Raw genomic sequence first — 1,776 nt, 5'->3', positions numbered from 1 at the left:
TTTGAGTATCTGCCTACCACGATTCGTGAGCCTTGGTTCTTACTGGACACTTCAAAGCCGTTACGCGCTCTGATTTTCCAGCCGCGCCGTCCGTTTAAGTTCACGCAGCTTAACGATCCAAATCAGGCGTTCGTGTTCCTAAATAATGAATACGCCATGGGGGTGGATGGTCGTTCTAACGCAGGTTATGGCATGTGGCAGTTCGCTTTTGCCTCTCAGCTTGAGCTTAACGAAGAGAACTTCACCAAAGCACGCTCGCAGATGCGCAAAATCACCAAGGCCAATGGCACACCGCTTGGCGTTCGTCCAACCACGATTGTGGTAGGCCCTGATAACGAATCAGCGGCAACGACGCTCTTTGATGCCATCACTGGCCCAAATGGCTCAAGCAACACCTTGTACAAGAAGGTGGAAATCATCGTCAGTGAGTACATCACCAAGCCTGGAGAGTGACCATGAGCACGAAAGAAAAAGCGGCTGACAAGGCGAAGAAAGACGACAAAGCCAATAACACCGACACCACTCAAGGCAATGGGACTGTCATCATCACCGACGATGGTGCAGGCACGAGTGGTGGCGATGAGCAAGGTGGCGCGCCAGAGCCCTCTGGTGACGCTGATGACTCAGCGAAAACCAAGCCAGCCACGAAGCCGTCGCACGCCAAAGCGCGCCCTGGTTACTTCGGTAAGATTTTGGTGCGCTCAGTGAGCAAAAGCGGCTTTTATCGCTGTGGCCGTCACTTTAAGCACGATAGCGATACCGAGCTTAGCGTGGTGCGACACCCAGTCACACGAGCGCAAATCTCAGTGGAAATCGCCAACAAGCTTGATGCTGAGCCAATGCTGATTGTTAAGAAGGGGTAAGTGATGGCGGTAGCGTATGTCACAAAAGAAGACTTGCTAAGGCGTGATGAAGATTACCTACGCACCTGTACTTATCTTGCGATGAGTGACACATGGGATGACGCGGGTATCGAGCAAGCCATTCTCGATGCAAGTGATGAGGTCAACACCTATCTTTCTGTGCGTTATACGCTGCCGCTTGAAACGGTGCCGAACATCATTACCAGCTTAACCATTCCCGTGGTGTTTTATTGGCTTGGTGACAGTAATAGCCAAGTGACCGAGCTCATTGAGACTCGATACAAAAGCGCCATTGCAAGGCTAAAAGATATCGCCAGCGGCAAGGCTAACCTTGGACTCCCAGAAGCGGAAAAGCTGGCGGAGAACAAAGGCGGCGATGCGATGTTTTTTAGTGAGCCACGACGACTGACTCGCGGCAGTCTTGGGAGTGTGTTATGAGCGGCGCGCTACACGTTGAGGGTTTAGACGACACGCTAAACCGCCTGAATAGAATGATGGATAACGTGGCCGCTATCGATACCGAGCAGATGATGCTCAAAGTATCAGGATTGATGGAAAGCCAAACCCGCAACCGAATCGCGAACGAAAAGACCTCGCCTGATGGTGTGCCGTGGCCTGTCTGGTCGCAAGGTTACGCCAAAGGGCGTGAGGGTGGTCATGCGCTACTTGAAGCGAGCGGTCTACTGCTTGACTCATTATCCAACTACGCCACCAAGACCGAGGCGGTCACGGGCTCAAATCGTGACTATGCCAGCGTGCATCAAGATGGCTTTGATGGCGTGGTTAAGGTGGATGCGCACACCAGGATGATGAAAGAAGCCTTCGGTAAAGTTCTTGATACCCCTGTGGCGGTCAAGGTGGCCGCGCACAATCGCAAGATGGCAATGCCACAACGCCAATACCTTGGGATTAG

At 52.5% G+C, this 1,776-nt stretch carries 4 protein-coding genes; all 4 read left to right on the top strand.

Annotated features, from left to right (window positions below):
* On the top strand, nt 1-453 hold a 453-nt coding region (locus RH88_RS08740), incomplete at its 5' end, for a Mu-like prophage major head subunit gpT family protein (RefSeq protein ID WP_005595078.1).
* A 2-nt stretch (nt 454-455) separates the two neighbouring features.
* Nucleotides 456-863 (top strand): hypothetical protein, encoded by a 408-nt coding sequence (locus RH88_RS08735; protein ID WP_005595077.1) that lies wholly within the window; start codon nt 456-458, stop codon nt 861-863.
* Between the two features lie 3 nt (nt 864-866).
* Nucleotides 867-1,301: a gp436 family protein gene (locus RH88_RS08730; protein WP_005595075.1), complete on the top strand. Its 435-nt coding sequence runs from the start codon at nt 867-869 to the stop codon at nt 1,299-1,301.
* On the top strand, nt 1,298-1,776 hold a 479-nt coding region (locus RH88_RS08725), incomplete at its 3' end, for a phage virion morphogenesis protein (RefSeq protein ID WP_005595074.1). The genes RH88_RS08730 and RH88_RS08725, both read left to right, overlap by 4 nt.

The organism is Vibrio scophthalmi LMG 19158, from assembly GCF_000222585.1.
Lineage (GTDB): Bacteria > Pseudomonadota > Gammaproteobacteria > Enterobacterales > Vibrionaceae > Vibrio > Vibrio scophthalmi.
This window is presented reverse-complemented; position numbering and strand designations above follow the sequence as displayed.